We start from the raw sequence: 25,716 nt of genomic DNA on the forward strand, positions 1-25,716 counted from the left end.
TGAAAAATACTCAGCGCATGGAATCGTCACGCGCATCGTGCGCCGGCTTGGTGCCCAGCTTGAGCACCTCCGGCCTGATCTGGCTGTAATCGAGCACACGGCCGCCTTCGCGCGCGGCGAACGCTTGCGCATCTTCCTTGCTGGCGAAGGTGCCGGTGGTTGGCCCCATGGCGCCCTGCGCGCGGCTATCGATCACATAGAACGCATCGCGGGCGTCGATCCAGTGGCCGCGCGGCTTGTTCCAGTCGGCCTTACCCATGTCCTGCACATAGCTGGCGCCAACGCCATGCCGGCCATCGTCGCCGAACAGGACTTCGAACAGCTCAGACAGGCTGCAGAGATAATCGATACGGCCGTCCTTGAACACGATCTGCGCCTTGGGGCCGGGGTAGTCCTTGAGACTCATGCCATCCAGCGCGCAAACCGCATCGTCCGCCGGCTCGCCCGCGGCCAGTGAACGTGCGGAATCGTTGCATGCGGCCAGAAGCAGCAGTACGGCAATGGCCGCGGCATTGCGGAACGTCATCTGAATCTCCAGGTAGCAATGGCAAAGGGAACGGCAATCCAGGCCAGCATCACGCCAGCCAGCAGGCCCGGGTCGGTCATATGCTCCGGCATCACGGTGGCCAGGCCATACAAGCCCTGCACCTGCTCGGAGCTGAAGATATTCAGCAGGCGGAACACGTCCGCCGGATTCAGCATCAGCAGGGCGCCGAACAGGGCGCTGTCCAGCGCGCCCTGCGACAGCACCAGCATGCCCATCAGCACCATGTCGAAGACCAGCACGAACAGGAACCACAGGCCAATCGCCAGGCCGCTGGCGCGGATGCGGTTGTGGGCCAGCACCGACAGGCACAGGGACATGCTGAGGAAGGCCAGTCCCAGCAAGATGGCGCTGCCGGCAAAACCGAAGAAATGCATGGCATCGCGCGCATCGAGCTGGCTGGAAAGCGCCAGCAGGGCTACGCCAAACCCCAGTGCAGTCGAAGCGGCCATCGCCGCGGCCAGTCCGGCAAACTTCCCGAGCAGCAGCTCGAAGCGCGTAATCGGCAGCGACAGCAGCAGCTCCAGCGAGCCGCGCTCACGCTCACCGACAATCGCGTCATAACCCAGCAAGAGTGCGATCAACGGCACCAGGTAAGTAACAAGGCTGGACAAGCTGACGATGGTCACGTCGATGCCCCGATAACCCACGCTGCCCTGCTGCGCCATGCCGAACCAGGCAATCGCCAGCGCAAACACGGCAAACACCAGTGCCACCGCCAGTACCCAGCGGTTGCGCAGGCGGTCCCGGAATTCGCGTGAGGCGATGGTGGCCGCCGCCGACCAGTCAAGCCGCGCGTGCATGACGGCCTCCCATGCCAAGGAACAGGTCTTCCAGCGACGGTTCGTGAATCCCCACGTCGTCAATGGCGTCGCCGAGCGTGGAGATAAGCTGCAGCATCTGGATCTTTTGCCGCGGTGTGCATGGAACTCGGATGCAATCGCGCTCCACGCTCACCTCGTGTCCCCGCAGTGCCGCAACGACCCGGCCCGTTACCCCTGCGCGTGCCACCAGCCGGATTTCCGTCGGCATGGCTGCTCCGGCGCGCAGCTGCGCCAGCGTTCCTTGCGCCGCTATGCGGCCGCCGCTCAGGATCACCAGCTCGTCGACCCGCTCCTGGATTTCGGCCAGGATGTGCGACGTGATGACAATGGTGGCGCCCTGCTCGCGCAGCTGGTGCAGGATGCGGTAGAAATCGTGGATGCCGTCGGGGTCAAGGCCATTGGTCGGCTCATCGAGGAACACCAGTTCCGGTGCGCCAAGCAGCAGTTGAGCGAAGCCAAGGCGCTGGCGCATGCCCTTGGAGTAGCCGCCAACACGGCGGTCCGCGGCCGCCGACAGGCCGACCCGCTCCAGTACATTGCCGCAAGCGCCGCGTGCGACCTTTTTCAGGTCGGCGAACAGGTGCAGCAGTTCCATGCCGGTCAGGTTGTCATAGGCCACGAAGTTCTCCGGCAGGTAGCCGATACGCCGCCGCACGTCGCGGAACGCGCCGGCACAGGTTTTCACGCCGCAGATGAGAACTTCGCCGGAAGTCGGCTCCAGCAGGCCGAGCATCATCTTGAACAAGGTGCTCTTGCCGGCGCCGTTATGCCCGATCAGGCCCACCATGCAGCCGCGCCCCACGGTAAGGTCGACGCCGTCTACCGCCTGCAGCGCGCCATAGCGCTTGCTCACGGCGCGCAAGTCAATCAGCTTGTCGTCCATGCCATTTTCTCCAATCAGTGTTCCAGGGCCGCATGCGGGCATGCTTGTCGACCACGCTCGGTGCACGCAGCAATGGGAATTGCCGCGACACGAAGCGCAGCGTCTGTACAGCCGGACTGCTAAGCAGCAGCTTGAGCAGCGGGTAACGCCAATGCAGGCGGTCGACCACGTCGTTGGCCTGGTACAGCACGTCGCCGATGCCGTCGTCGTCCTGGTCCCAGCCACTGTAATTGCTCCAGTAATTGCCCTGGCTGCGGCCCCATTCGACATCCTTCGAGGCGACGAATTTGACCTGTTCCGCGTTGTGGGTAAAATCGTTTCCATCCACAGCGTTATTGCTCGACCCTGCCGTCAGGTGCACACCGGTGCGGTTTCCAATCACCAGGTTGCCGCGCAGGGCATTGAATTCGGCGTCGTAAATAAAGAAGCCGCGTCCATTGCCGGCCACGATGTTGTTTTCGATGACAGAGTCCTGGATCGTGCGCAGCATGATGCCGTGGTCTTCATTGCCCCAGGCGACGTTGTTGCGCACGGTAAGATTGCGCACTTCCATCAACGCCAGCCCGCCGCGGCTCTGGTACACGGTGTTGCCTTCCCAAATGCTGTTATGGGTGTTCATGTAATGCGTGCCATAGCGGACATGGTGCACAGTGTTGCCACGGAACGTGGCGCGACGCGAGTAGTCGACGTAGATGCCGTCGCGCACGTAGCTGACCGTGTTGTCGATCACCTGCGTGTCGTCCGTGTTATAGACCTGGATGCCATTGCCACGCATTTGCGACATCAGGTCGCGGCGGCCGGTGACCAGATTGCCCTGCACGACAGCGTCGCGCGACTGTTCGAGCCAGATGCCGAACAGGTTGGTGACAAGGTCGCAGTTGGCGACGACGATGCGGTCGGAGCCCGGCATGACATAGATGCCAGCGTTCTGCAATCCGAGGTCGGTGCCGCTGTCACGCACGATCAGGCCGCGGATTGTCACGTCGGCGGACTTGACGCGGATTACGTCGCCCTGATAGCCGGCAGCGATGGTTGGCTTGCCGATGCCTTCAAGGCGCAGCGGCTTGTCGATCAGGATGCGTTCCCTGTAGGTACCGGCCATGACCTGGACGGTGTCGCCGGCGCGTGCCTGGCCGACAGCAGCGGCGATCGATTCGCCGGCGCGGACTTTCAGCACGGCCGCGTGTATCTCCGGCGAGGCGCAGGCAAGCATCGCTGTGAACGACGCGGCCACGACAGCCGCGCAAAACCGGAGCACACTCATGGCTTTACCCTGCCTTCCTTTTCAGTTCACTGCGGACTGCATCCAGCGGGATAAAGTAGCCGCGTTCATCAATAGGCGTCAGCGGCTGGCCGTTCTTTTCGCGCGCCTTGCGCTCCTTGGCCAGCGGCGGGCAAGCATGGTCGTCGTAGTACATCACCATGCAGTCGAGGCAAAGCAGGCATTCCTTCTGGTCGATACGGCCCTGTGCATCGATTGCATGCGAACCGCAACCCTTGGCGCAAGCGGTGCAGGTCACGCATTCCTGCTTGCGTTTCAGGCCAAACAGGCGGAAGAAGCTAGGCACGGCCAGACCGGCGCCCAGCGGGCAGATGTACTTGCAATAAGGACGCTCGCTCAGGATAGAGATGCCGAGTATGACCGCCACGAAGACTGCGAACGGCCAGCCGCGATTCAGCACGCCGACCAGGAAGGTCGTCTTGAACGGCTCAATCTCGGCCAGGTGCTCGGCCAGTTCCATCGAGTAGAAGGACACGCCAACCAGCACCGCGAACACCCCATACTTCACCCATTTGAGCTTGTCGTGCGCACGCTTTGGCAGCAGGCCCTGAAAGCGTCCCAACCCGATGAGCGTTCCAAGTTTGTATGCCAGGTGCTGCAGCGAGCCAAACGGGCACAGCCAGCCGCAGAACAAGCCCCGTCCCCACCACACCACCGTGACCACCATGAACCACCAGAAGATGAAGATGAAGGGATCGGACAGGAACAGTTCCCACTTCCACTGGTGGATCAGCGAATGGAACCAGGTCATCACCTGGGTGATCGACGGCTGCGCCTTCAGGTACAGGCCAAAGAAGCCCACTGCGATCCCCCACAGGATGGTGCGGGGAATGCTGATCAGCGGCTTGCTCTTGCGGTTCGATGCACGCACCAGGCGGTCGCGCTGAGAATACAGTCCGGCCGTCGCCAGCAGCACCAGCGCGAACAAGACAATTTCGGCCTTGCGCGCCAGCCAGGCCGACTTCCACGCCGGTACCGGGCGCTCGACTTTCGGACGCCCCCCTTCCAGGTAGCGCGCAGGGGTCCAGTACTCCTGGTCGAAATGCACGAAAACCTTGGCATGCGTCTGCAGGTCCAGCTTGTTGGCCAGCAGGCTCAGTTGCCACGGCCAGGCAGGGTTGAAGTTGGCGGAACGGACGATGAAGATCGCCGATTCCTTGTACTCCGGCGTATCGGCCGGCTCCAGGTGGTACAGGTTCAGGTAATCGGTGTCGCGGAAGGTAAAGCGGTCCGCATCCTGGCGCACCTGGATGCGATCATAGATGCCGCCGCGTACAAAGCCGGAGCCCTTGAACGATTCCAGGCCGCTTCCGATGATGAAGATCGCATGCTCGTCTTCCTTCAGGTCATGCATCAGGCGCTGGTAATTGCGCTCGCCGAGCAGGCTGATGCCGATAGTCGGCACGTTCAGGTAACCGAAATGCAGATCCATGTACGGCTTGCCGCCGGCGGGCAAGCCGACATCTGCGCTTTCCACGCGCAGGTGCCGGACCGCGCCCTCCTCAACGAGCGCGGCCCAGTCCAGACGTTCGCGCAGCGGCGTGAAATGGGCGCGCGGTTTGACCATCCCCTTGAAGATGCCAACCTGCTTGCCAATCTCATACGCGCTTTGCGCAATGGTCTGGTTCTCGGCTATGGCAGTAACGGTGGCCCCGCTGATCGCATCAAGATCACCACCATCACGTCCAAGACCGAGTTCCAGCTTGGCGTCGCCGGACTTTCCCAGGTACTGGCCGACGAACTTCGTCAGCACAGTTTCGGGAATGCCCGCCAACAAAATCGGTTCGGAGTGCTTCAGGATACGCACCCCGGTAATCAGACCTCTGGTATCCATGCCGATCAGCGTGATGACCGGCTTGCCGGAGTACGCCGGAATGTCCACCACGTCAGTGGATAGGAACACATACCCCACCACCTTCTGCTTACCCTGTTCAAGCGCATAGCCCTCGACGTAGGCCGGCGCGCCCTTGCGCCTGGAAAACGCCGTTGCGGCAGGCAGTACATCTCCGCACGGCGCTTCGGCACACAAATCGGGACCAACCATCAACCCCGCGGACAGCACGGTGTCGTACATCGAAGTGGCCGAGGCGGGCGCTGTGCACACCATCGCGAGCAGCGCCGCCCAAAGCAGGGAAATCAGTCGATACAGCATGGATAAACCACCCTCGCGGGCTTAAGCCTCCACCAGGAAGCGGCTGCGCATTTCCAGGTGCAGCGCATGGCAGAAATGCGTGCAATACATCCAGAACGCACCGGCATGGTCAGCCTTGAAGGTGACCGACTTGGTCTCCTGCGGGTTGACGATGAAGTTGATGTTGTAGGTCGGGATCGCGCAACCGTGAGTCAGGTCTTCCACCTTGTCGTAGTTGGTCAGCGTGATCGTCACCTCGTCGCCCTTCTTCACCTTGATGACCGGCATGCTGAAGGCAGGCGCCTGGGACATCAGGCGTACGTGCACCTTGTTGCCGTTGCGCGTGATGCCGGCGTTATCCGCCGTTACCTTGTTCGGAAAGTCGTCCATGTTGTAGATCTGGCGCGTCTTCACGATGTCGCGGCGCACGATGATCGCATCATGCGGTTCAGGATAGGCCGTGTGGTCGGAGATGATCACCATCTTGTCGCCGGTGATGTCGATCAGCTGCTCCGTTTCGCTGTGCAGCGGGCCCACCGGCAGGAAACGGTCCTTCGAGAACTTGTTACCGGAGTTGAAGTATTTGCCGTCCGCCTCCCTGGTTTCGCCCATCGAAGCGTAGCCGTGGCCCGGCTGGTAGTGCACGTCCACGCGGTCCACCACAGGTTTGGCGTTCTTGTCTCCCTTGAACTGGGCAATGGCAGCGGCCACGTTCCACTTGACGATCTGGCTATCCAGGAACAGTGTGGTGAAAGCGTTGCCCTTGCCGTCGAAGGCGGTGTGCAATGGACCCAGGCCGATTTCCGGCTCCGCCACGACCGCATCGCGTTCGGTTTTCAGGTCACCGTCGAACCACTTGGCCACCAGCGCCACCTCGATCACGGTCGCAGTGGGCGACAGCTTGCCGGAACAAACCATGTACTTGCCGTCCGGCGAAGCGTTGACGCCGTGCGGGTTCTTGCCGACCGGGACGTAGCAGGTCACCGCGGTCTTGGGGTCGGCATTGGCGGCTTTGCGGCCGTCGACCACAGGCACTTTCGAGGAACCGATGGTGGTGAATTTGCCGGCCTTGACCAACGCTTCCACCCGTGCCACGTCGAAAAATACGCAGGCATCGCGTTCGGCGGCCATCATGCCTGCCTGGTCTGGCGCGTTCTCGGTGTTGTACTGGTTGGAGCAGGCGAAGCGGCCATCGTAGGAAGTCGCGGTCAAGTCCATGTTGCCGTCGACGCGCACTTGCCAGCGCACTTCCATGGTTTCCGCATCGACGCATGTGAACAGCGAACCCCACTTGGAAGGATCATCCAGGTCGCGGCCATCGTTAGGGAACGGAATGGCGAATTCGGCGCCGCAGAACACGCGGGTGGTGTGGTTGACCGACTTGTCGACCGGGTCGCACTTGTCGGGGAAGATGCCATGGAAGCCTTGAACGTTAGGCAGTTCGGTGATCTTGTCGCATTCCATGGTGTCCATGCGGATGCGGGCCAGGCGCGAGTGGATCTTGTCGTTCACCCACAGGTAGCGGCCATCGTAGGTGCCGTCCTTGTAGCTGCCATGCACGTGGTGGGTATCGCCGGTGGTGTATTTCAGGCTGCCGTCAGGCTTGGTGCCCATGATGGCCTTGGACTCGTTGGTGATACCCCAACCAACCATAGGATCGATATTGAAAACAGGGATGCGGCGTAGTGTTCGGCCGGAAGGAACGCCCATGATGCGCGCTTCGCCGGAATGCCCGCCGCTGGAGAACAGGTAATAGTCATCCAGCTGGCCTGGCTCCACATGCGCCTTGCTCGCGCCATGCGACTTGCCCGCCGCTGCTGCCGATGCCGAAGCAGAACCGGGCGCCCCCGCACCGTTCTCCTTGCAGCCTGCCAGCACGCCGGCGCCGGCCAAGCCTAGCGCAGCACTCTTACCCAGGAATCGACGACGGCTGTTCGTTTGCACGTCGTTTACCTCATTGTCGCTACCCATGTTTCAATACTCCTACTCTGTGTTATTCCAGTGCAGGACTGTACGGAGTTTGCCCATTAATTAAATTGATTCAGGTCAAGCGCTTTCAATTTGAGAGGATCTGCCCATGAAATCATTCCTGTCCTACCTCGCAACCCTGTTGGCCGCCAGCACCGCAGCTGCGGCACAGCTGCCGTCCCTGCAAATGAGCGATACCTCGGCGCAGGCGCAAGCCGGCGTACCGGTCACAGTCGGCCATGTCTTCGCCAAAGGTGATGTGAAGCCCGGCGAAACCATCGCCGCAACATTCAGGGGCGCCGCGCTGCCGCTGCAAGCCGACATCAAGGCCACCCATGCCGATGGCTCGGTGCGACATGCCGTGCTCACTGCCGTGTTGCCGCAACTTGCCGGCGGCGAAGCTGCGGCCCTGGCATTGGCCACGGCACCGGCCCCCGCTCCCGCCGGTGGCGCCAGCCCCAGCGCATTGCTGGCCAGCGGCTTCAGCGCCATTGTCCGGCTCAACGTCGCAGGCGTCGTTTTCAGTGCGGACGCAGCCCAGCTACTGACAAGCAAGCCATATAAAACCTGGCTCTCCGGTGCACTGGTCAACGAATGGCAGGTAGCCGGTCCCGTGACAGCGAACGGCATCGCCCACCCGCACCTCACTGCGCGCTTCGCAATCCGCAGCTACACTTTGCCGGGCACCGACCGCCCCGGACCGACGCGCGTTGACGTCACCGTCGAGAACAACTGGGCTTATGAACCCGATCCCAAAAACGTGACCTACGACGCCGAAGTACTGGTCAACAATCAGGCGGTGTACAGCAAGGCCGCGCTGACGCATTTCCACCACGCCCGCTGGCGCAAGGTATTCTGGACCGGCACCGAACCGAAAGTGCACGTGAAGCATGACATTGCGTACCTGCTTGGCACACGCGCCCTGCCCAATTACGACCGCACCGTCGTTCCATCGCAAACGGCCCTCGCCAAAATGAAGATGGATTGGGAAGCGGCCGACAGCGGCCCGATGTCCATGCCTTTTGTGAACAAATACATGCCATCGACAGGTGGCCGCCCCGATATCGGGCTGCAGCACGCCTGGGCTGCCATGTACATACTCAGCATGGATGCACGCGCCAGGCAGGTGACTGCCGGACTGGGCGACCTCGCGGGAAGCTGGCCGATCCACTACCGCGACAAGAACACCGACCAGGTGGTGTCCATCATCGAGTACCCCTACGTGCGCGACCAGCGCATCGGCTCCGACAGCTACAACCCCGTCACCAGAAAACATGAAGACATGCCGCGCTGCACCTCGACCGAAGCTGGTGCCTGCACAACGCCATACACGCCCGATACGGCCCACCAGCCTTCTTTCGCCTACCTTCCCTATCTCCTCAGCGGCGATACGTATCATCTCGACGAGCTGCAATTCTGGGCGAACTGGAACCTGCTCACGATGAACCCGCATTACCGCTCGCTGTCCAAAGGCCTGGTAAAGGGCAACCAGGTGCGTGGCCAGGCCTGGTCGTTGCGCACGCTTGGGCACGCCGCCTACATTACGCCGGACGCGCATCCGATGAAGGCATACTTCAACCAGGTCCTGAAGGACAACCTGGATTTCTATAACACCACTTTCGCCGGCAGCACCACCAACCAGTTGGGTTTTATCGACAATACCGCCACCAGCTATGCGGTGGCTTACAGCGGTCCAAACGGTCCGAGTACCGGCGTCGCGCCCTGGATGGATGACTTCTTCACATCAGCCGTCGGCCATTTGCATGAGATGGGATTTACCGCAGCGGAACCGATCCTGACGTGGAAAGCGCGCTTCCCGATCGGACGCATGATGGCGAGCGGCTATTGCTGGATCGACGGCGCCGTCTACGCGCTGATGGTGCGGCCAAGCGCCACATCCGGCTACTACACCAGCTTCGCCGAGGCCTACCAGGCCACCATGCGCAAGAACGACGGTTCGCCAATGGTCAACAGCACCGGCGCACGCTACCTGGACCAGCCCTGCGGCAGCCAGGCCCAGGCCGACTGGCGCACCCAGGCCGACAAGGATGCCAAAGTCTGGCGCTCGCCATGGCAGGCCGGCGAGATGACCGGTTACGCCTCCTCGCCGGAAGGCTACCCTTCGAATATGCAGCCGGCATTGGCGATGGCCGCTGCCACCGGCGTCCCCAACGCCCGCGAGGCGTGGACCCGCTTCATCGGCCGTAGCGTCAAGCCGAACTACAGCGAGCGGCCCCAGTTCGCCATTGTGCCGCGCTGATAAGGATCAGGAATCGAATTCTTCGTTGACCCGGGCGCAAAGCTCGACCTTTGCGCCCGATCGGCTGTATATTTCCTGACCCGCAACCTCGCCTTTTTCCATCGCCTTTTTGATTTCGACGTCCTTGACGCCCAGCTCCTGAAGACAAGGCTTTAACGCCATCATGTTCTTGGCAACCATTTTCTGAACGCGTGGCGCTTCGATTTTGCACAATTCTCCAATGCGCTTGTTGGTCCCCAAGGTCACTACCGAGCCGACCATCATATCTCGCTCGCCGATGACAGGCGGGCAGGCAGTGGCCGGCTTTGCGCTAGCCGGATGGACGGCGAGACATGCAACGACTGTGAGCAAGACACGCATGACGTTTCCAGTTGATGATTGAGAGGGCGACGAGCTTACAATAAGTCTCCGGCTGCTTGCACACGATTCAAACGCCACACGTTCGGCATCCGCAACGCTACAATCGCGGACGTGACGCTGCTGACTGGCGGGAAGCCAGGTCGGGCTGCCGGCCGTTTCGGCGAGTACAGCGCGACCTGCCATTGCCCTTGCGTAGGCTGGACGGCCCACGCTACCACCGATTCCGCACTGCGCACATCGCTGCGCGCACCGGCACTCCAGCAAATTCTCACCCTGCTTTGGAGCGAATTAAGGCTTGATCTCGGTTCCGAGCAGCTTGAGGAACTGCGCCATCCACTGCGGATGCGCAGGCCAGGCCGGCGCCGTCACGAAGTTGCCGTCGGTGAGCGCCTGGTCCATCTCGACCGAAACGTACTCCCCTCCGGCCGAGCGCACTTCCGGCGCACAGGCTGGATAAGCCGAGATGCGCTTGCCCTTGATGACGTCTGCCGCAGTCAGGATCTGCGCAGCGTGGCAAATCGCTGCAATCGGCTTACCCGCCTTGGCAAATTCCTGCACCGTTTCCAGCACGCGGGGATTGAGACGCAAATATTCCGGCGCCCGTCCGCCGGCGATCACCAGCGCATCGTAAGCCGACGTACGCGCCTCGTCAAAGCTCGCATTCAGCGCGAACTGGTGGCCCGGTTTTTCGGTATACGTCTGGTCGCCCTCGAAATCGTGGATCGCGGTCTTGATCTTCTCGCCCGCCTTCTTGCCGGGACAGACCGCATGCACGGTATGCCCAACCATCTGCAGCACCTGGAACGGCACCATGGTTTCATAGTCTTCCGCAAAATCGCCCGTCAAAAACAGGATCTTCTTGATTGCCATTTCGATCTCCTTTTCAACAAAACAACAGGGAAACTCACTGTACACCGATTCTCCGGCGCAGTCTTCATTTGCCTGCTCGGCCTGGCGGTGGCGATGCTGTCGCAACCGGCATCGTGATCTGGTGGCGCAAGCGCGCTGCACGCTGCGCTTGCGCACCCGCCGAAGTCGCACCGCAACGCGCCAGCTCGAACGAATTACTTGAGGACTTCGGCCGCGTCCACGACTTCCACACCTTGCAGTTGCCCAAGCCACTGGTCAAACCACGGCTTGTGCGATGCGCCGACGATGGAAAGCACGCGAACACCTGGACGTTCGCGGAAGGTCTCACGAATGTTGGCCACCATGCGCAGGTTGCGAACCTCCCAGCCGCCTACCCAGATCTGCGGATAGGCTTCCGCGGATTTCGCACGCATCGGCCCGATGATATTCGACTCCGCGTGGATCCGCATGCTTTCCGGGCTGTTAATGTAGCGGTACAGCGGCAGCATATCGTTGGCCAGCGCCATGTCGTTCTTGCGCTTGCCCAGCACCTTCATCTCGCCGTTGCCGGATGCCCAGGCTGCTTCGAGCGAGGCGACAAAGGCCTTGATATCGGACACCTTGATATTGTCGCCAGTATGGTTATCGACCGGGTAAACCCGGGGCAAGCCAAGGCGCGCAGCCAAGGGCGCCGCAATCAGGTTGTCCTCATTCTGCCGCGTCTCGAGCTTCATCAGTACCGCCACAAGCGCCGCATCCAGCGAATCGCCGGCACGCCGTTCTGCCGCGGGCAACTGCAACCACTGCACCAGCGCCGACGCCGGATCGTTCGCCGCCAGGAACGCCGCCGCCAGCCGCCGGCGCTGCGATGGCAATGGCTGACCCGGCCACGCCTTCAGGGTCTTGTCCACTTCGGCCAATGCCGCCGGAATATCCAGCCCGGTTGCGGCCCTGGCCACATCAGTACTTGGACACCAGTCAGGACCAAACTTTGCCGGATGGCGCCTGGCGAGATCGCAATCCTCGCCAGGCTCATGTTCAATGGTGATAATGTCCGGCTTGTACGCGGCCAGGCGGTCGATAACGCCCCCAAGCGAAGCCGGGTTGAAGCCGGCCGGCATTTCACTCAGGTGCATCGTGCCAAGCACCAGCACCTGCGACTTCGGACCAGCCATGTCGCGATCGAGCTTCGTCAAATCGACCTGCGCTTGCGCCATCAACGGCGACGCCGCAGCCAGTCCCCACACCACTTTCTTCCACATGCCCATTGCACTCCCCTGCCCGTTAATAGGATGGCTGATTCTAGGATCGCACGCGCGTGCGCGCCCTCACTATGCGACAGGCTGCAAGATCAAGCGGATCAATGGCAATCAGCGGCGAGCGCCCGCCGCCGTAAAAGTGAGGGACAGCTTGCCGCCGCTCTTGCCGCCACAGCTGCGCTTCACCTGCTCTGGCGTCAGGATGCCTGAGAACGAGACCTCCTGTGGCGGCCCGTCCAATGGCAGTGTAAGTGCAAGGCCATCGCTTTCGTACAAAACGATTTGCGGTAGCGACTTTCCATTCGCGCCTTGGGGATTAAAGACATCCACCTCGACGGCATGCCCGTTCACGCTGAAGCGGCACTCGCCGGCGCGCTGCTCATAAACGTAGTCGAAAGAACGCGCCCCCTTCCTGTCGATACTGATGCGGCCAAGGCTCAAGGAATGCTGCACGCCCGCCGCCATCTGGCTGAAGCGGGTATCGCCGTCTATCGGTCCGGTATGCCAGGCCAGCTTGCCAGCGGCATCCCTCGAGATCACGAGCCAATGGCCCGAATTGGCAGCAGCGAAAACCGGCTCACCTGGCGCCAGTTGCAGTGGGCTTTCTTTTCCATTGGCCGGCGAAATAAGCACTAGCTCCGCCGCCTTGCGCCTCTCATCGCAAGGCTTGCGCAAGGCCAGCACGTCAACGCCATATTCTGCAATCGAACTCGTTTCGCAGAATTTGCTCGGGTAAGTGGCCAACGAAAGCTGCTTGCCTTCGGCGCTGGTCACCGCAAGCGTCGACCCGGTGTCGCCATATGCCAGCGAATAAATCGCACCTTGTTGGGAAATTCCGGCCGCCACATTGCGCGGGGGCTGTTTGAACGGCCGAATGCTCCAGGCATAACCACCATTTGCCAGGACGCGCGAATTCGCATAATCATCGGTCCAATCGTTCTTCGCCAGTTTGGCTGGAAGGAATGGCCCGGCAACCTGCAGGTAGTCACCCACGAAGCGCGCCTCGGCACCGCTCGTGAATGCTCCCGTTTTCCGGACATTCAGCTTGCCCTGGTTCAGGCGACGGTCTACCGCAAGCGTAAAGAAAGAGTAATACTCAGTGGTGTCGTCCTCGTCCTTGATATAACCCGCGACTTGCACCCCGTTCGCGGATGCGCCAAGTGCATGGCCGTAGCTATTGCGTCCCTCAATCACCAGGCGCTTCTTGCCAAGCTGCTTCCCCTGCAAATTGAACTGGTACAGGTAGACGATCCCCTGGTTCAGCGAGCGCGGGAGTTGCGTGTTCACGTTCGCGAGCAGGTAGACACTGTCACCGTCAAGCGCGCATTGCACCGGGTGCAGCGATGCATAATCCTCCGGCACAGGGATGTGCGCCTGCGCCAGCACTGCATCGCGTTTCAGGTCTAGCAGCAACAACTCGCCCGTGCTCTGCATCGACTCCGGGTCAAAGCCCCCGCCTGCCAGGCAAGCGCGCGTATTGTCGGCGGCAAAGCCAACGTGCAATGGCGTGAACTTCTTGGCGCCAAGTGGCAGGGTTGCGGCAATTGCATTGGTAAATACAAGACCAGCCAGGGCGGCCCCAAAGAATTTGATGATGTGCATGACGAATCTTATTGATTTGCTGGATAGCGCGCGATAGTACGAATGAGGGAGCCCTGTTCGAACGCTTCGACGCGCACGGTAACGGTTGGCGTGACGAATTGATTGGCATCGACACTTTCATGCGCATTCTCACCTGTGTCAGCAACTTCCAGGCGCCGGGCCCTGAGCCGCTTGCGAATTTCGCCCACCACTTTTTCAGGAGGCGCATCGAGAACCAAATGGTAAGCAGAACCATTGCCTGACGTTGCATACAACAGCCTGTTCACAGGCCAACCGAAGGCCTGCACCGGCTGGACTGGCCTGTAGACATGGGCCCCGGCGCATTTGCAGTGTTCATATGCTTCGCCTTCCGGATCCCTGCGCCAGCCATCGAGACAGGCGATACTGGTGCTGCCGAAACAGTTTCGATAGCCTTCGCCGGCATCGAGAAACAATTCTTCGAGGGCACTGGTCGCACTGCGGTCATTTTCCATTGGCGCTGTCCGGGCCAGGTCCCATTTACCGGTGGGCGTTACTTGCCATTTGAATTGGGCATCGAACCACGGATACAGCTTTCCCAAGTATTCGCTCGTCTGCACCTCTTCCGGAACGCGGGGCCTTGCTGGCAGGGGTATCGGTTCGCCAATATGGCCCTTTGCGTCGACTACGATTACCACCGATGGCTCAGACAGGGAGTCCACATAAGCGAAGGCTTTCATGTCCGGGGTAAAGCCCGCCAGGCTATTTATCGATGGCCAGGCAGGCCCTTTCGGCAGATTCGTTTTCTCAACCGGAAAGGCTTTGAGAATGGATCCTTGGTACTTGCGGTCTTCGTCCTTGAAGTAGCGCAGCCCAGGGCCGATCGGTTCACCAATCCACTTGACGGGGATGCCCATGTCGATATGTTCGACAACAGCCTTGTTATTGCGCTCGTAGATGAGAAACAGTGGGCTTTGGTCGTCCGAGATATCGGCGTATTGATGCGCAATGACTACCGGCTGCCCGAGGCCTTGCCACAGCTGCGCCGGTTCGCCCTTGTCCAAGACAACTTTGCCCTTGTACAGCACACGGTCGAATCGATTCTGCGACGAGAATATTCTGAGCCAATCCGTCGGAACATACTCGATATGCAGGATCGTGAACGGCCCCTCCTGGCTAACCGAGTCTACCATTTCATCGGTTTCAAGCCACTCGGCGTAAGGTCCTTCGGGCGGATGGCCGCAAGCACTGAGCAGGAAACAAAAGGCAAGCAGGATGGGTTTGAACGGCAGATTCCGGTGCATATCAGAAAGATTACCATAATAGCAATCGCACCTCATGCACGATTAGCAATTCAACGGTGTGTGATTGCCAAATCAATAAGACCTATAATCCGCGGCGATCGAAGATAAGGAGCTTGAATTGAATCTGTTTGCAAAATTCTGGGCCGTGCTGGGGGGACTGCTTCTAAGCCTGGTCATTGGCGTAGGCGGGACATTGTTGTTCCTCCAGATGCCTTGTCGCTGGTTCGGTCATGTGTATGGAAACGGTTGCGGCTATGAATGGCTGGCGAAAGGAGTGATCGCGGGGATGATCACAGCTGCCATTGTCTTCGTTGTCTACCTCACCTGGTACTTCCGGCGGAAAGCAGCATAGAAAACAAAAAGGGGTTACGACAGAGCGTAACCCCTTTTTATTCAACGCTATTTGGTAGGCCCTCGCGGAGTCGAACCGCGCACCAAAGGATTATGAGTCCTCTGCTCTAACCAAGCATGAGCTAAGGGCCCTGAGAACCCGGCAGGATAGGGCCAGCGGCCCTATTCGTCAAGTTTAGTTACCTTCCAGGAAACTCTTCAGCTTGTCCGAGCGCGATGGATGGCGCAGCTTGCGCAATGCCTTGGCTTCGATCTGGCGGATACGCTCGCGGGTCACGTCGAACTGTTTGCCGACCTCTTCCAGAGTGTGGTCGGTCGACATTTCGATACCGAAGCGCATACGCAGCACCTTGGCTTCACGCGGCGTCAGCGAATCGAGCACATCCTTGACCACCCCGCGCATCGAGGCATGCAGCGCCGCGTCCGATGGCGCCAGCGTATTGTTGTCCTCGATGAAGTCGCCCAGATGGGAATCGTCGTCGTCACCGATCGGCGTTTCCATCGAGATCGGCTCTTTCGCGATCTTCATGATCTTGCGGATCTTATCCTCCGGCATTTCCATCTTGATCGCCAGGGTTGCCGGATCCGGCTCGGCGCCGGTTTCCTGCAGGATCTGGCGCGAGATCCGGTTCATCTTGTTGATCGTTTCGATCATGTGCACCGGAATACGGATGGTGCGCGCCTGGTCGGCGATGGAACGGGTAATCGCCTGGCGGATCCACCACGTTGCGTACGTGGAGAACTTGTAGCCGCGGCGGTACTCGAACTTGTCGACCGCCTTCATCAGGCCGATATTGCCTTCCTGGATCAGGTCGAGGAATTGCAGGCCGCGATTGGTGTACTTCTTCGCGATCGAAATCACCAGGCGCAGGTTGGCCTCGGTCATTTCACGCTTGGCCTTGCGCGCCTTCATTTCCCCGGCCGCCATCTGGCGGTTGATGTTGCGCAGGTCCGGCAGCGGCAGCACGACGCGTGCCTGCAGGTCGATCAGGCGCTGCTGCAGCTCCTTGATGGTCGGGATGTTGCGGCCCAGGATCGCGCTGTAAGCGTGACTAGCCGAGACTTCGCCATCCACCCATTCCAGATTGGTTTCGTTACCCGGGAAGACCTTGATGAAGTGGGCGCGCGGCATGCCGCACTTGTTCACCGCCACATCGAGGATCTGCTTCTCGATATGGCGCACTTCATCGACCTGGCCGCGCAGGGTGTCGCACAGCTTTTCCACCACTTTGGCGGTGAAGCGGATGCCCAGCAGCTCGGCGGAAATCGACTCCTGCGCCTTCAGGTAGGCTTTCGAGTTGTAGCCATCCTTCTCGAACGCCTTGCGCATGCGCTCGAACTGGTTGGCGATATTGTCGAATTTTTCGAGGGAAGCCTGCTTCATGGCTTCCAGCTGCTCGGCGGTGTAGCCGGCTGCCGCGCCGCCCGGGCTGGCGGCTTCCTCCTCTTCTTCTTCGTCCTCTTCTTCCTCGTCCTCGTCTTCTTCTTCCTCATCGGAAGCGGCTGGTGCTGCAGCGGCGGCTTCGCCCTCCTCATCGACCAGGCCGTCGACGATTTCGTCGATCTTGATCTCGTCGATGCGGATACGTTCGGAGGTGGCGAGGATCTCGGCGATCGTCACCGGGCAGGCGGAAATCGCCTGGATCATGTCGCGCAGGCCGTCTTCGATACGCTTGGCGATTTCGATCTCGCCTTCGCGGGTCAGCAGCTCGACCGAACCCATTTCGCGCATGTACATGCGGACCGGGTCGGTGGTGCGGCCGAAGTCGGAATCGACGGTGGACAGCGCGGCTTCGGCGGCGGCTTCGGCTTCGTCGTCGCTGGTGACAGTGGCGACGTTATCCGACAGCAGCAGGGTCTCGGCATCGGGTGCGTGTTCGTACACGGCGATGCCCATGTCGTTGAAGGTGCCGATAATGCCCTCGATCGCTTCCGGATCGACGATATTTTCTGGCAGGTGGTCGTTGATTTCAGCGTAGGTGAGGAAGCCGCGCTCCTTGCCGAACTTGATCAGCGTTTTGAGCTTCTGGCGGCGGCGCTCGAGTTCCTCTTCCGTGGCCTCGGTGTCGGACGAGAACGCATCTTTCAGCAGTGCCTTTTCCTTGGCCTTGCGGTCTTTGGCTTTCGCCTTGTCCGCAGCCTTCATCTCGGCACGCTCAACAGCGTTCAATGCTGCTACCTCGTCGTTTTCCGGCGTGAATTCCTTCGGCTTGCGGCCACGGCGTCCCGGCACCTTGACGGTTGGCAGCACATATCCGGAAGTATCGATGGCAGCCAGGGCGGCCGCGTCCGTTGTCTGACTAACCACCGGCGGTGCCTTGGTGACGCGAGTAGCCGGCTTATCAGCCGACTTCGTCGCAGGCTTGGCGGTCACTTTGCGAGGCTTTTCAGCCGCTTTGGTTTCAGGTTTCTTTGCTGGCACAGGCGCTTTCGGGAATAGTTAAGTCCACTACAAACCGCAACAACTACTACTGTAACTTACTGAAAACAAACGAAAAAACAGACCCGCTAAATATTGCAATATTTAGCATTTTATTATAGCACGCCACTTTACAATTACCAGACGGGAAGGTTTGCGTGCGTGCGGGCAATTACCTCGGGCTCAATTCAGCTTCAGCTTCCTTCCTCAGTTGGTCTTGCTTGGCAGTAATTTCGCGGTAGCGTACGCCAATCTCCTCAGAAGACAAACCGGTCGTAAACAGCTGGTCCAACTCCTGTTTTAATGCATCCATCTTCAGGTGGCGCACCGTGGCCAGCAGCCACAAGCGCTCGCCTTCGATGTCCGGCTCCGGCGCGGCGGCGATCTCACCGATCAGCGCATCATAATCGCTGCCCGTTTCTTTCACCAACTGGCAGAAAGCCGCGAAACTGCCCTGCTCTCCCAGCGATTGTGCCTGCACCATTAGCCAGACCAGGCGCTCGGCGGCTTCCTGGCCAAAGTGGCTGAAGGCCAGCAGCGCTTCATCGTCCAGCTCCAGCGCCAGTGTCGGGTGTGTCAGCACGACACGGATCAGCTTCAGCTCCAGCCCAACCGGCTGTTCGCGCCGGCTTTTCGCTGGTGCCTTCTTGTTTGCCGCCACCGGTTTGGCCAGCTCGAACAGTTGCTCAATCTCGCCCGGCGTGCTCTGCGTCATGTTCGCCAGGCCGCGCACGATTTGCAGGCGCAGCGCTGTCGGCGGCATCGCCTGCAATAGCGGCTTGGCGTCGAATTGAACGCGGGCGCGGCCTTCAGGCGAGCTTAAATCATGCTCGCCAGCCGCCTCGCGCAGCAGGAACTGGGACAGCGGCATCGCTTCATGCACCTGCTGCTCGAAAGCCTGGGCGCCATATTCACGGATATAGCTGTCCGGGTCATGCTCAGCCGGCAGGAACAGGAACTTGATCGTCTTATCATCCGACACATGCGGTAGACAGGCTTCCAGCGCACGCCGGGCGGCGCGGCGGCCGGCCTTATCGCCGTCGAAACTAAAGATCACGTTGTCGGTTTGACGCAACAATTTCTGGACGTGGGTCGTGGTGCAAGCGGTTCCCAAAGTCGCGACAGCCTGGGGGAAGCCCATCTGGGCCAACGCCACCACGTCCATATAGCCCTCTGTCACCAGCACATAACCCGCATCGCGGATTGCCTGGCGCGCTTCGAACAAGCCATACAGCTCCGAGCCCTTTGAAAATAAAGGCGTTTCCGGAGAATTCAAGTACTTTGGTTCACCCTGGTCCATGATGCGGCCGCCAAAGGCGATCACCTGGCCCTTGGTATTACGGATGGGAAACATGACGCGTTCGCGGAAACGGTCGTAGCGCTTGGTGCGCTTGCCATCCTCGTCCACGTTCTGGATGATCAGGCCGGCTTCGACCAGGACCGGGTTTTCATAGTCCGGGAACACGGCTTTCAGGCTATCCCATCCGCTCGGCGAGTAGCCGAGGGCAAAGCGCGCCGCGATTTCGCCGGTCAGGCCGCGGCCTTTCAGGTAGCCGATCGCCTGCGGCGCCAGGCGCAACTGGGCCCGGTAAAACTCGTTCGCCCTGGTCATGGCATCGGATAGCGCCATCGATTGCTGCTGCTGGGCAGCGCGTTGGGCCGGCGGAATCTTATCGTCCTGCTCAGGCACCACCATGCCAACGTTCTGGGCCAGGTCCTTGACCGCATCGACAAAGCCCATGCCCGAATACTCGATCAGGAAGCCAATGGCAGTGCCATGGGCGCCGCAGCCGAAGCAGTGATAGAACTGCTTGGTCGGACTCACGGTAAAGCTGGGGGATTTTTCGCTATGAAAAGGGCACAAGCCCTGATAGTTGGCGCCGCCCTTTTTCAACTGGACGTAGCGCCCCACCACATCGACGATATCGACGCGGTTCAGCAGGTCGGCAATAAATGACTGTGGAATCACGAGGCTGAACGGTATTTGTTATAAATCAGACTATACCGCCGCGCACAAAGGGAGTTTGATCCACCTCAACGCACGCGGCCCACGATATGGCTGGGCCCGTGTCAACCTTGGGGTCAGACCCTTTGGTTGCCACGCGTGGCAACCAAAGGGTCTGACCCCAAGGTTGACACGAACTCGGCTGTAGATTATGCCGGGGTGAGGGCCTTTTTGACCAGTGCGGATACGACGGTCATGTCGGCGCGGCCAGCCAGCTTTGGCTTGACGATGGCCATGACTTTGCCCATGTCCTGTGGACCGGCGGCGCCGGACTCGGCGACGGCGGCCTGCACTTCGGCGGCGACTTCCTCTTCGGACAGGCCGGCGGGCATGTAGGCCACCAGCACAGCCAGCTCGGCCTTTTCGATGTCGGCCAGGTCGGTACGGCCGCCGGCTTCGAACTGGGTGATGGAGTCCTTGCGCTGCTTGATCATCTTTTCAACGATGGCCACGGTCTGGGCGTCGTTGACTTCGATCTGCTCATCCACTTCCTTGCGCTTGATCTCAGCCAGGATCAGGCGGATGGTGGCCAGCTTGCCGGCTTCCTTGGCGCGCATGGCGGCTTTCATGTCATCAGTAATCTGGGCTTTCAGGCTCATAGCTACCTCAAAAGTGTGCGTGGAAAAAGGAAAACCCGCTGCGGCTTTTACCGGAGCGGGTTGAAACTCTGGCGTGGGCATCTGTGGCGATCAGTGCGCCTGCAAGAATGCCCAACGAGAGCTGAATTAGTACAGCTTCTTAGGCAGTTGCTGGCTGCGGATGCGCTTGTAGTGGCGCTTCACGGCGGCTGCCAGCTTGCGCTTGCGCTCTGCGGTTGGCTTTTCGTAGAACTCGCGTGCGCGCAGTTCGGTCAGCAGACCGGTCTTTTCGATGGTGCGCTTGAAGCGACGCATTGCGACTTCGAACGGCTCGTTTTCTTTAAGGCGGATAGTAGTCATGTAAAAATTCAAACCGTTAGGGTTCAGGAAAGACAGCGATATTAGCAGGTTTTGCTCAAAAATGGAAGAGACAATAGACGCCAAACCGGCCACTCAGGCGGTTCCGAAGGGGATATCGACGTCTTTCGCGGGCAATATTTCAGCCCAGCTAACATCATGAATCCGGCGGAAAACGCGTTGCCGGAAGCGGAATGATATCAGATCGCGAGGCCAGCAGCCACTCCCGATGCCCACGCCCATTGGAAGTTGTAGCCGCCCAACCATCCGGTGACGTCGACTGTTTCACCAATGAAGTACAGGCCGGGCACGTTCTTGCATTCCATCGATTGCTGGGACAGCTCGCGGGTGTCCACACCGCCGCGCGTGACTTCGGCCTTGCGGTAGCCTTCCGAGCCGTTCGGGGTGATGGTCCACTGGTTGACGGCGCGGCCCAGCTTGCGCAGGGTGTCGTCCTTCATGTCGGCGATGCGCGCTTCGGGATCCAGGCCATGCACCTGCAGCAGGCCTTCGGCCAGGCGGGTTGGCAGCCATTGCGGCAGCAGGTTACCCAGTTGCTTTTTCAAGCTGCCCTTCCCTTCGATCAGCGTCTGCGCCAGGTCCATCTCAGGCAGCAGGTTGATCGTGATCGGAGTGCCGGGCTGCCAGAACGAGGAAATCTGCAGGATGGCGGGGCCGCTCAGGCCTCGGTGTGTGAACAGCAGGTCTTCGCGGAAACGGGCGCCGGTCGGGTTGCGGCCCTTCAGGGAACCGGTTTCCACGTCCACTTCGAGCGATACGCCGGCCAGCGGGACGAATGGCGCCCACTCCTGGGCGTCGAAAGTCAGCGGCACCAGGGCGGGACGCGGCTCCACCAGCTTCAAACCGAAGTGCTTGGCGACGCGGTAGCCGAAATCGGTCGCGCCGATCTTTGGAATCGACAGGCCGCCGGTTGCAACCACAACGGCGCCAGCATGGATTTCGCCGTCATCGGTCTGCAGCACGAAACCGGCGCCATTCTGCGCCACCGCCTGCACCTTGGCCGGCATGCGCCAGTGCACGCCGCCATCGGCGCACTCATTGCGCAGCATGTCGATGATCTGTTCGGCGGAGTCGTCGCAGAACAGTTGCCCTTTATGCTTTTCGTGGAAGCCGATGCGGTGCTTCTTCACCATCGCCAGGAAATCGTGGGGAGTAAAACGCGACAAGGCGCTTTTGGCGAAGTGCGGGTTCTCGGACAGGAAGTTGGCGGGACCGGCATTAATATTGGTGAAGTTGCAACGGCCACCGCCGGAGATGCGGATCTTCTCCGCCAGTTTTTCGGCGTGATCGAGCAGCACAACGCGTTTCCCACGCTTGCCCGCAGTCGCCGCGCACATCATTCCAGCGGCGCCCGCGCCGATCACCGCCACATCAAATTCCTTAGCCATAACCGCCTATTTTACGCGAAGCAAATGTCCACTTCGGGGTCAGGAACAAAAGTGGACATTTGCCCTAGCGAATGTCCACTTTGGTTCCTGACCCCGAAGTGGACATTTGGCGCGCGACGTCTTTGCAGTGGGCCACTTGCTGGGCGATCGAATCGGGCACCGGCAGTTCCCCGCGCAGCACGGCCTGGATCCAGGCCGCCGTGGATTCGGCGCTTTTATCTTCCGGCAGTTCGGGCAGCTTCTCGACCAGCGTCTGCTTTTCAACCAGCACCGTGCGTTCGCCGCCGTGGAACCAGTCGATCTTCTGCGCCTTGTTGGCGTTGGCGACAGTCTCCCCTTCCGTACCGCGCATCAGGAAGGCGTGGCCTTTGTTCAGCGTAAAGAACTCGCCCAGCGATTCCAGGTATTCCGGGTGGGTGTAGGACACCAGGCGCAGCGCAGGCCCGGCGAACGGCTGCATGATCTTCACCAGCGTATGCGTCGAGTTGCGCACGCCGAGGATGCGGCGCAGCGACAGCATCCACGCCAGGCGCGGCGCCAGCGCGTCGATGGTGATGAAGGCAACGCGTCCATTCGCCAGCGCCGCTTCGGCTGCCCCGTGGTCGGGCGAAGCATGCACACCGAGCGCCTCGAATACTTCCGCCGTGGCCACGCGGCCCACGTCATGCGCAACGCCATGCACCAGCACCGGCACGCCTTCGCGCGCCAGCAGCAGCGCCAACAACGCGGTCAGGTTGGCCATCTTGCGGGCGCCGTTATAGCTCGGGATCACTACCGGCGCGAACTCGCCCGCCGGCGCGCGCAGCTTGTCAAACGAGGCTTCGGACGCCTCGAGGAAGCCTTCCAACTCGCCCACCGATTCGCCCTTGATACGCATCGACAGCAGGATGCCGCCCAGCTCCAGGTCGGACACGCGTCCGTCAAGAATCGCGCCCCACAATTCGCGCGCCTGCTCGCGGTCCATGCTGCGGGCGCCTTTCGCGCCCCGGCCGATCTCCTTGATGTAAGGGGCGGCCTGGAAAGGTTGTTTAGTCGTCATTCAGCCAGTTTACGGCATTTCGGCTACACTGTTAGATCCCCCAAGAAAAAACACGTTGAAAAGCAGACTGATCATGATTGCCCAAAACCTTGAAAACATTAACGTTACCTCGTTCGCATCCATGCCTACCCCAGAGGAGCTGCATGCGAAACTGCCGCTGACCGACAAGGCCTCCGACACCGTCACCAAGGGCCGCGCTGACCTGCGCGCCATCCTGGAGCGCAAGGACAAGCGCCTCTTCGTCGTCGTGGGTCCTTGCTCCATCCATGACCCGGTCGCGGGCCTGGATTATGCGCGCCGCCTGAAGGTGCTGCAGGAAGAAGTCAAGGACACCATGCTGCTGGTGATGCGCGTGTACTTCGAAAAGCCACGCACCACCACCGGCTGGAAGGGCTATATCAACGATCCTTATATGGACGATTCGTTCCGCGTCGACGTCGGCATGGAAAAGGCACGCCAGTTCCTGCTGGACGTGTGCGAACTGGGCCTGCCAACCGCCACCGAGGCGCTGGACCCGATCTCGCCGCAATACCTGGGCGACTTGATCGCCTGGACCGCCATCGGCGCCCGCACCACGGAATCGCAGACCCACCGCGAAATGTCGTCGGGGCTGTCGACTCCCGTGGGCTTCAAGAACGGCACGGACGGCGACATCGGCATTGCGATCAACGCCATCCTGTCGGCGGCCAATCCGCATGCTTTCCTGGGCATTAACAGCCAGGGTAATGTGTCTGTCGTGCGCACGCGGGGCAATCCGCACGGCCACGTGGTGCTGCGCGGGGGCGACGGCCGGCCTAACTATGATTCCGTATCGGTGGCGATCGCGGAACAATCGCTGCAGAAGGCCAAGCTGCCAGCCAATATCGTGATCGACTGCTCGCATGCCAACTCGTACAAGAAGCCGGAACTGCAACCGCTGGTGATGACCGATGTGGTCAACCAGATCGTGCACGGCAACCAGTCGATCGTTGGCGTGATGATCGAGTCGAATATCGTGGCGGGGAACCAGAAGATTCCTTCGAACCTGTCCGAGCTGAAATACGGCTGCTCGGTGACCGATGCGTGTATCGATTGGGATACCACGGTCCACATGTTGAAGGAAGCGGATCGCGAACTGCGCGCGCGCCCCTAAACCGGTCAAGCGGTGTCAGACCCGATGGGCCTGACACCGGCTGACTGGTTCAGTAGCGCCAGCTGCCTTCGACGCGAATCTCGGTCTTGACCGACCGCGCCAGGAAGCACTCCCCATGCGCCTCATGGTGCAGCCGCTCCAGCTCGGCATCGGTCGGCGCCTTCTCGCCCGAGAACACGACCACCGGCTTCAGCGTCACCACGCTGATCCAGCCATCCTCCATCGTCCCTTCCGCCGCATCGACATAACTGTCGACTACATAGCCATCGCGCGCCGCAAGGCTCAGGAACCACAGCATATGGCAGCTCGATAGCGAGGCCACATAAGCTTCCTCCGGATCCACCGCGGACGGATCGGACAGCGGCACCCGCACCACATGCGGCGACGACGATCCCGGCACCACGGTGCCGCCATCAAACGTCCACTTATGCAGCCTGCTGTAACGGTTATCGGTGAACCTGGCATCGTGCCGATGCCAGGCAACTTCCGCAGTATGAGTACTCATGTCATGCTCCTTACAGTTTCGCGCAGGTGCCCGGCCAGGATGGCGCAAGCCCCTTCCGCATCTCCCGCCCTCACCAGCGCGATCAGGCGCTGGTGCTCGTCGTTCCATTCCGGACGGCGCGCGTCCGGCCCCAGACGCGCCAGGTAAAAGCGCTCGACCGACGCCCGCAGGCTGCCCACCAACTGCAGGCTGCGCGGCCGCGCGCTCGGCGCATACAGTTCATCGTGGAAGGCGCGGTCGAGGCGCAGCCATTCCAGCGGCACGGTCTCGCCATCCAGTTCATGCTGGATCGCCTCCAGCCGGCGCAGGCTGCGTTCCGTATGCAAGGGCACCGCGCGCCGCAGCACATCGGTTTCGAGCAGCACGCGCAGGTCGAACAGCTCATGCAGTTCCTCGGCGCTCAGCGTCGTCACGAAGGCGCCGCGATTCGGCTCGATTTGCACCAGGCCTTCCGCTTGCAGGGAATTGAGGGCTTCGCGCACGGGAATGCGGCTCGTGCCGAATTGTTCAGCCAGTTCGGCCTGGCGCAGCACGGCGCCGGGCGCCAGCTTGCCGTTGCTGATGGCGGCGCGCAGGGCCGCCAGGATGGCCGGGCCGCCTTGCGCACGGGGTGGTGGTGTCGTCATGCAGCAAATTGTATACACGTATACCAATCATCGCAAGCAGGCTTTCCATTACAATGGCGGATTGCCCTTTA

Annotated in this window: 22 protein-coding genes and 1 tRNA gene; 3 read left to right on the forward strand and 20 right to left on the reverse strand. The window is 60.7% G+C overall.

What is annotated here, in order from left to right; all coding sequences use genetic code 11:
- Positions 1 to 10: 10 nt before the first annotated feature.
- The 6 genes from ACWBU6_RS25545 to nosZ are packed head-to-tail and all read right to left on the reverse strand — an operon-like array spanning position 11 to position 7,635.
- Positions 11 to 526 carry a nitrous oxide reductase accessory protein NosL gene (locus tag ACWBU6_RS25545; RefSeq protein WP_452646135.1) on the reverse strand — a complete coding sequence of 172 codons (516 nt, stop codon included), beginning with the start codon at positions 524 to 526 and terminating at the stop codon, positions 11 to 13.
- Positions 523 to 1,347 (reverse strand): ABC transporter permease, encoded by an 825-nt coding sequence (locus ACWBU6_RS25550; RefSeq protein WP_452646136.1) that lies wholly within the window; start codon positions 1,345 to 1,347, stop codon positions 523 to 525. The genes ACWBU6_RS25545 and ACWBU6_RS25550 overlap by 4 nt, the downstream gene beginning before the upstream one ends.
- A complete protein-coding gene (locus ACWBU6_RS25555) occupies positions 1,331 to 2,251 on the reverse strand; it encodes an ABC transporter ATP-binding protein (RefSeq protein WP_452646137.1) in 921 nt (306 codons plus the stop codon). Before ACWBU6_RS25555 ends, ACWBU6_RS25550 begins: the two co-directional genes overlap by 17 nt.
- A complete protein-coding gene (locus tag ACWBU6_RS25560) occupies positions 2,232 to 3,515 on the reverse strand; it encodes a nitrous oxide reductase family maturation protein NosD (protein WP_452646138.1) in 1,284 nt (427 codons plus the stop codon). Before ACWBU6_RS25560 ends, ACWBU6_RS25555 begins: the two co-directional genes overlap by 20 nt.
- Before the next feature lie 4 nt (positions 3,516 to 3,519).
- The gene (locus tag ACWBU6_RS25565) at positions 3,520 to 5,685 is read right to left on the reverse strand and encodes a 4Fe-4S binding protein (RefSeq protein ID WP_452646139.1); all 2,166 of its coding nucleotides are present in this window, start codon (positions 5,683 to 5,685) and stop codon (positions 3,520 to 3,522) included.
- 21 nt (positions 5,686 to 5,706) lie between these two features.
- The gene (gene nosZ, locus ACWBU6_RS25570) at positions 5,707 to 7,635 is read right to left on the reverse strand and encodes a TAT-dependent nitrous-oxide reductase (protein ID WP_452646140.1); all 1,929 of its coding nucleotides are present in this window, start codon (positions 7,633 to 7,635) and stop codon (positions 5,707 to 5,709) included.
- Between the two features lie 106 nt (positions 7,636 to 7,741).
- Here nosZ and ACWBU6_RS25575 point away from each other — a divergent pair, with 106 nt between their 5' ends.
- The gene (locus ACWBU6_RS25575) at positions 7,742 to 9,892 is read left to right on the forward strand and encodes a hypothetical protein (protein WP_452646141.1); all 2,151 of its coding nucleotides are present in this window, start codon (positions 7,742 to 7,744) and stop codon (positions 9,890 to 9,892) included.
- 6 nt (positions 9,893 to 9,898) lie between these two features.
- Here the strand turns inward: ACWBU6_RS25575 and ACWBU6_RS25580 are convergent, their stop codons facing one another.
- From ACWBU6_RS25580 to ACWBU6_RS25600, 5 genes are all read right to left on the reverse strand, one after another.
- Positions 9,899 to 10,252, reverse strand: a complete 354-nt coding sequence (locus tag ACWBU6_RS25580; RefSeq protein ID WP_452646142.1) for a hypothetical protein — start codon at positions 10,250 to 10,252, stop codon at positions 9,899 to 9,901.
- A gap of 288 nt (positions 10,253 to 10,540) precedes the next feature.
- Complete coding sequence (locus ACWBU6_RS25585; protein ID WP_452646143.1) at positions 10,541 to 11,122, reverse strand: DJ-1/PfpI family protein; 582 nt, start codon at positions 11,120 to 11,122, stop codon at positions 10,541 to 10,543.
- Positions 11,123 to 11,316: 194 nt separating this feature from the next.
- Entirely contained in the window at positions 11,317 to 12,369 is a 1,053-nt protein-coding gene (locus ACWBU6_RS25590; protein ID WP_452646144.1) for a DUF5694 domain-containing protein, read from the reverse strand.
- A 102-nt stretch (positions 12,370 to 12,471) separates the two neighbouring features.
- Complete coding sequence (locus ACWBU6_RS25595; protein ID WP_452646145.1) at positions 12,472 to 13,962, reverse strand: hypothetical protein; 1,491 nt, start codon at positions 13,960 to 13,962, stop codon at positions 12,472 to 12,474.
- Positions 13,963 to 13,970: 8 nt separating this feature from the next.
- Positions 13,971 to 15,224: a hypothetical protein gene (locus ACWBU6_RS25600; RefSeq protein WP_452646146.1), complete on the reverse strand. Its 1,254-nt coding sequence runs from the start codon at positions 15,222 to 15,224 to the stop codon at positions 13,971 to 13,973.
- 118 nt (positions 15,225 to 15,342) lie between these two features.
- Here ACWBU6_RS25600 and ACWBU6_RS25605 point away from each other — a divergent pair, with 118 nt between their 5' ends.
- Positions 15,343 to 15,576: a hypothetical protein gene (locus ACWBU6_RS25605; protein ID WP_452646147.1), complete on the forward strand. Its 234-nt coding sequence runs from the start codon at positions 15,343 to 15,345 to the stop codon at positions 15,574 to 15,576.
- 52 nt (positions 15,577 to 15,628) lie between these two features.
- Here the strand turns inward: ACWBU6_RS25605 and ACWBU6_RS25610 are convergent.
- From ACWBU6_RS25610 to ybiB, 7 genes are all read right to left on the reverse strand, one after another.
- Positions 15,629 to 15,707: transfer RNA gene (locus ACWBU6_RS25610), tRNA-Ile, on the reverse strand.
- A gap of 43 nt (positions 15,708 to 15,750) precedes the next feature.
- A complete protein-coding gene (gene rpoD, locus ACWBU6_RS25615; RefSeq protein ID WP_452646148.1) occupies positions 15,751 to 17,997 on the reverse strand; it encodes an RNA polymerase sigma factor RpoD in 2,247 nt (748 codons plus the stop codon).
- Between the two features lie 169 nt (positions 17,998 to 18,166).
- Positions 18,167 to 19,963, reverse strand: coding sequence for a DNA primase (gene dnaG / locus ACWBU6_RS25620; RefSeq protein ID WP_452646149.1), 1,797 nt, complete (start codon positions 19,961 to 19,963; stop codon positions 18,167 to 18,169).
- Positions 19,964 to 20,148: 185 nt separating this feature from the next.
- Positions 20,149 to 20,598, reverse strand: coding sequence for a GatB/YqeY domain-containing protein (locus ACWBU6_RS25625; protein WP_452646150.1), 450 nt, complete (start codon positions 20,596 to 20,598; stop codon positions 20,149 to 20,151).
- Between the two features lie 126 nt (positions 20,599 to 20,724).
- Positions 20,725 to 20,937, reverse strand: coding sequence for a 30S ribosomal protein S21 (gene rpsU, locus ACWBU6_RS25630; RefSeq protein ID WP_005665410.1), 213 nt, complete (start codon positions 20,935 to 20,937; stop codon positions 20,725 to 20,727).
- A gap of 197 nt (positions 20,938 to 21,134) precedes the next feature.
- Positions 21,135 to 22,343, reverse strand: a complete 1,209-nt coding sequence (locus ACWBU6_RS25635; protein ID WP_452646151.1) for an NAD(P)/FAD-dependent oxidoreductase — start codon at positions 22,341 to 22,343, stop codon at positions 21,135 to 21,137.
- Positions 22,344 to 22,407: 64 nt separating this feature from the next.
- The gene (ybiB, locus tag ACWBU6_RS25640; RefSeq protein ID WP_452646152.1) at positions 22,408 to 23,382 is read right to left on the reverse strand and encodes a DNA-binding protein YbiB; all 975 of its coding nucleotides are present in this window, start codon (positions 23,380 to 23,382) and stop codon (positions 22,408 to 22,410) included.
- A 73-nt stretch (positions 23,383 to 23,455) separates the two neighbouring features.
- Between ybiB and ACWBU6_RS25645 the strand changes: the two genes are divergently transcribed.
- Positions 23,456 to 24,514, forward strand: a complete 1,059-nt coding sequence (locus ACWBU6_RS25645; protein ID WP_452646153.1) for a 3-deoxy-7-phosphoheptulonate synthase — start codon at positions 23,456 to 23,458, stop codon at positions 24,512 to 24,514.
- A gap of 49 nt (positions 24,515 to 24,563) precedes the next feature.
- Here ACWBU6_RS25645 and ACWBU6_RS25650 read toward each other — a convergent pair whose 3' ends face one another.
- Both ACWBU6_RS25650 and ACWBU6_RS25655 read right to left on the reverse strand, forming a co-directional pair.
- Complete coding sequence (locus tag ACWBU6_RS25650; RefSeq protein ID WP_452646154.1) at positions 24,564 to 25,019, reverse strand: OsmC family protein; 456 nt, start codon at positions 25,017 to 25,019, stop codon at positions 24,564 to 24,566.
- The gene (locus ACWBU6_RS25655) at positions 25,016 to 25,645 is read right to left on the reverse strand and encodes a GntR family transcriptional regulator (protein ID WP_452646155.1); all 630 of its coding nucleotides are present in this window, start codon (positions 25,643 to 25,645) and stop codon (positions 25,016 to 25,018) included. Before ACWBU6_RS25655 ends, ACWBU6_RS25650 begins: the two co-directional genes overlap by 4 nt.
- Positions 25,646 to 25,716: the final 71 nt, after the last annotated feature.

The sequence above is a fragment of the Pseudoduganella sp. HUAS MS19 genome, assembly GCF_053615455.1.